The 5,024-nt window shown below is 40.7% G+C and carries 3 protein-coding genes and 1 pseudogene; all 4 read right to left on the bottom strand.

Translation table 11 applies throughout. The features are described from left to right. Nucleotides 1–1,996 (bottom strand): polysaccharide biosynthesis protein (locus tag A1232T_RS03615; RefSeq protein WP_244152359.1); only part of this gene is annotated, 1,996 nt, incomplete at its 3' end. A 66-nt stretch (nucleotides 1,997–2,062) separates the two neighbouring features. Then, nucleotides 2,063–4,318, bottom strand: coding sequence for a polysaccharide biosynthesis tyrosine autokinase (locus A1232T_RS03610; RefSeq protein WP_077448105.1), 2,256 nt, complete (start codon nucleotides 4,316–4,318; stop codon nucleotides 2,063–2,065). Between the two features lie 74 nt (nucleotides 4,319–4,392). Further along, nucleotides 4,393–4,827: a low molecular weight protein-tyrosine-phosphatase gene (locus tag A1232T_RS03605; protein WP_077448104.1), complete on the bottom strand. Its 435-nt coding sequence runs from the start codon at nucleotides 4,825–4,827 to the stop codon at nucleotides 4,393–4,395. Nucleotides 4,828–4,877: 50 nt separating this feature from the next. Continuing rightward, nucleotides 4,878–5,024 (bottom strand): annotated as a pseudogene (locus tag A1232T_RS14335) (polysaccharide biosynthesis/export family protein); the annotation flags it as partial.

The following is a 5,024-nucleotide window of genomic DNA, read 5'->3' as shown; positions in this document are numbered from 1 at the left end:
AATTTAGATTAGATTCTGGCGTATAGCCTTCTACATAATAGGTAAACTGCTGTTTTAACCAGTCTACATCATGGTATTGGGCTCTAGACGCTAATTCAGATAAAGTACTTTCAATATCAGTCAACTCGAAGCTGTGCTCACGTGCTTGCATAATTAAAGAATGCTGAGTGGCTTCAATATTATCATCCCCAATGATTAGCTCTTCATAAAGCTTCTCGCCTGGACGTAGACCACTAAAGACTATCTCGATATCACCAGCAGGGTTATTCTCATCTTTAACTTCATAGCCACTTAAATGAATCATGCGGTGCGCCAGATCAACAATTTTTACAGGTTTTCCCATATCTAGTACGAAAACTTCACCGCCTTGTGCCATCGCTCCAGCTTGAATGACCAAGTTAGCTGCTTCTGGGATGGTCATAAAGTAGCGAGTCACCTCAGGGTGGGTTACAGTAATAGGACCCCCTTTGGCTATTTGCTTCGTAAATAGAGGAACTACAGAACCTGAGGAGCCCAATACATTACCAAAACGTACCATGCTAATTTTTGTCTTAGGGTGCTGATTACTAAAGCCCTGGCATACCAACTCCGCTAAACGTTTAGAGGCACCCATAATATTAGTAGGGCGTACCGCTTTGTCGGTTGATATCAACACAAAAGTTTCCACATTTGTTTCTACTGCAGCTTTTACACAGTGATAAGTACCTTTGGCATTATTTATGACACCTTCAAAAGGATTATATTCCACGATAGGCACATGCTTATAGGCAGCTGCATGATACACGGTATCGATAGCGTGTTTGGTAAAGACCATGTTTAATTTTTGTTGGTTATTTACATTACCAAGTAAAGCGATAATTTGTGTGTCAGAGTTATCACTGCCTACTGGGTTAGCGGCCTGCCAAGCCAATAAGTCTTGATGAATGGCATAGAGGGCGTATTCAGATAGCTCATATAGCACCAAGCATTTAGGCTTGTTTTTTATAATTTGGCGACACAGCTCACTACCTATTGAACCACCAGCACCCGTGACTAATACATTTTTGCCTTCAATATTCTTGGCCAATAGCACAGGGTCAGGATCAACCGTTTGACGGTCTAGCACATCCAAGATATCTACCCGACGCATGGTGCTGACCGTAACTTTACCTTCAGCAATATCTTGCAGGCTAGGCAGCTCTTTAATTTTTACAGAGAGATTGGTTAAATCGTTGATAATTTCACGGCGACGCTGGCGATTAACCGAAGGCATTGCCAAGAATACCTGAGCAATTTTCAACTCTTCAACTAAGCTATCAATTTCTGTAGCTGGGTATATTTTATTATTTAAGATATGACCCCCAGTCAAGCGACTGTCATCATCGATAAAAGCCGCCACCTGGTAATGAGGTGAGTCTTGTAGTGCTTCTAACAGGGTAGTACCTGAGGCGCCTGCACCATAAATAAGTACATTGTCACGCTTAATTGTGGTTTTACTTAAGTCTTGATAAACGGGCTTACCTTGTAAGCGCAGTAATAAGTCTCGTAAAAATAGTCGGCTACCCCACAACCAGATAAACAGCATAAATAAGTAAAGCAGCGGAACTGAACGTGGGATGCTGGTAATAAAGTCAAATAGGTAGACAACAGTGAAGATAATTAGAATGATGACAAATAGCTTAAGGACACGGCGCATATCGGTATCAAAGAAGATACGAGTTACACCGCGGTAGAATCCGACCACATATAAGCCTAAAATGGGTACTAGTGCATATAGAGAGACTAATAAAGGACTGGCATTGACATCAAGCACCCCTTGACGCAGCGATAAGGCCAAAAACAAACAAACAATTGAGACGATATAGTCGCCGACCAATAAAATAGCTTGTTTTATCGGTCGCGGTAACTCTAATAGTCCTTCTGCTAAAGCACTAAGTTTAGTAGGTACAGAATCGTTATGGATTGTACTGAAATCAGATTCTTGTTTAGTACGACTATCTTTATCTTTGTGTTGCATGGCTATATCACTGTTATATTTGCTATAAGGCTAAATTAGCAGGGGTAGGATCTAGTAGTACTATAGTTAGTCTTTCGAGTTACCATAAGCATAACTGTAATGGTAGTTATACTTACTGGTGATGCCTTGTACCATATCGTTTAATACAATACCGTCTACAGTGACGCCGCCCTTGTCCATCTGTTTCACTGCATAAGCTACCTGACCTTCAATAGACTGATTGAAACGAGTTACCATCAACACTTTATCGGCATATTTGGCAGTAATAATAGCATCCGATACGGCTAAGATTGGTGGCGTATCAATAATAATGATATCATAGATAGTCACTAACTCAGCCATCATTTTTCTAAATCTCTTACCGGCAAGTAAAGAGGCTGGATTATTAGGGTGTTCGCCGCGTGGCATAAAGTCAATAAAATCAAAAGGGGTAGGGTGGATGTGATTATTTAAGGCCTCTTCAGTAGCCGTCAAATAATCACCCAAGCCAACATTATTAGGGATACTAAAGATTTTATGCAGCTCCCCTCGGCGCATATCGCCATCTACAATTAATACTTTCTTATTTAACTGTGAGAAGGTTTCAGCTAAGTTAGAGGAGATAAAAGACTTACCAATGCCTGGGGCTTCACCGGTAATAACGATGACTTTACCATGTTGTACCATGCCGGTATCGCTTTCAATACTACCTTGAGCCGCTTTGGTTAGCTTGGGCATAGAGAACATTAGTGAGGTACGTAAGCTCTTGATGGCTTCGTAGCTAAGACTTTCATGATCCACCATGGCCAATAGGCTACGGTTATTGCTTTTCTTCTTACTTAAATTGAAGGAAGACTTAGAGCGTGGAATAGTGGCAATAACAGGAACACCAGTCTTAGCTTCTAAATGCTCTGGGTCTTTAACTGGGTTACGTAATAAGCTCTTAATAAGTACTAATAAGCTTCCTAATAGCAAGCCTAGCAAGGAAGAGATAGCCCAGATTTGTGCTTTTTTAGGAGCAATAGCTTTATAGGTATTAATAGGTAAATCTACCACACGCACATAACCAATCTCACCGGCTTGAGCAATTTTTAGCTGCTGATAGTTCTTGAGCATAGTTAAGTAAATCTCACGGTTAATCTCTGTATCCTGAGATAACTGTAGGAACTCACGCTGCATTTCAGGCAAACGGGAGATGCCGTCTTTAATTTGACTTCTTCTTTCACTTAAAGCTGCAAGTTGATCATTAATTTGAATAACTAATGGATGCTCTTCGGTATAGTAAGTCAATAATTCAGCTTTTTTTAGATTAAGCTCACTAGTTTGCTTTTCTATAGCTGCACTTTCGTTAATTAAAATTCCCGCTTCTTGAGTAACATCAATAGTCCCATACTGCTCACGGAATCTGTTAAAAGCTTCTTCTGATTGTTCAAGCTTTTGCTTAAGCTGAGGAATCTGTGATTCCATAAACTCAATGGTGGTTCTGGTTTGCTGAGAGCCTCGTGCTAAGTTTTGAGCCATATAAGATTCAATGACATCGGTCAATACTCGGCTAACTTGCTGTTGATCTTCGCCAGTTAACGTTAGCTGAATAATTCCTGTTTGTTTACCACGTTCCGCCACACCTAATGCTCCATTCAAAGCATCGATGGCATTAGGAGTAGAGACCTTAGTTATGGCTATGGGATTCCCATCTGCAGGTAAAGCTTCTACGGCTATTTCAATATCACCTTCTGGGGTATTAATAGTGGTTGGGGTGCCAATATTGCCTTTGTACTCTACAACCTCTTCATTGATTTCCAGGCTTAAAGTGAAGCCCGTTGTTGTCTTCACTAGAGTAAATGCTCTATTTTCATAAGCACGAGGGACCTCAAAGCGACCTATTTGTGCTCTACCATGACGGGTTTCTAGAGTTACTGCTTGCTCAGTACTGGTCTGGGTAGGGGTCTTTGACTGTAAGATACGATCCCAAGTACCGACCTCTGGATTACTGAGCTTGATATCCAGATGTAACTTCTCAACAACAGGTTGCAACACCATGCGTGATTTAAGGAGTTCACGTTCTGTTTCTGCTGGTGTGGATTCCGTTCCTACTAGTTCGGATATATTAGCCCCTAGAGCAGCTATACTTTTTGACTTATCGTCAATTTGCAACAAGGCATCGGTCTGATAGGTAGGTTGGACATAACGACTATAGGTGACCCCTAATAGCAGACCCAATAATGCAGCCGCTAATATGGTTTTCCAGCCCCGCAGTAAAGCCATTAATAATGCCATTAAATCGATTTCATTATCTTCTTTTAAGGCATTGTTATCAGGAGAAGTAGGCACAGTTTGACTCATAGGTTTTTCACTATTTTTTAGTTGCTTATTAAATAATGGGGCTGATTTATGTATAGGTTTAAGGAGCTATTATATTAACTGATTTTATCTTGCCAATCATCTATACCTTTTACGATGTCTTGATAGGCAGTCTGGAAAGCACTTATTTCATGTTTATAGGGATCAGCAATGTCTTTATCACTCCAGTGACCGAGCTTAAAGGTTTTACCGCGGCAAAAAGGCCAACGTTCTTCAATCCACTTATTCTGACCATCAGACATAGTGAAGATCAGGTCTGCTTTTAATGCCAGATCTTCATCAATCTGCTTTGCCACATGATCAGTGATATCAATATTTTGCTCTTCTTGCATTACCTTAATTGCTGCGGCGTCAGCTCCATGGCCCACCAGAGCACCCACACCAGCAGAATCGATGTTTTTATTTGGAAAGCGCTGTTTTAATAAAGCCTCTGCCATTGGACTGCGACAGATGTTACCAATGCAAACTACTAATATATTTTCAAATGACATAAAAACACCTCTTAATTATACCTTGCTGAATTTCTGTAACTTACAGCTGTCTAGTTAAACCTGTCTAGAGCATAAGCAGAAGGTAGAATGGCGCCAATAAATCTTGACCAACGGGTTAAGCCAGTAGGGTCAACATAGACAATATCATTGGGCTGCATTTCAAAGCGATTGGCCAAAGCTAAGTTAGTGACAGACTG

The organism is Psychrobacter pasteurii, assembly GCF_900162815.1.
GTDB classification, from domain to species: Bacteria; Pseudomonadota; Gammaproteobacteria; order Pseudomonadales; family Moraxellaceae; genus Psychrobacter; species Psychrobacter pasteurii.
The sequence above is the reverse complement of the archived record's forward strand: the minus strand, read 5'-3'. Positions and strand labels throughout refer to the sequence as shown.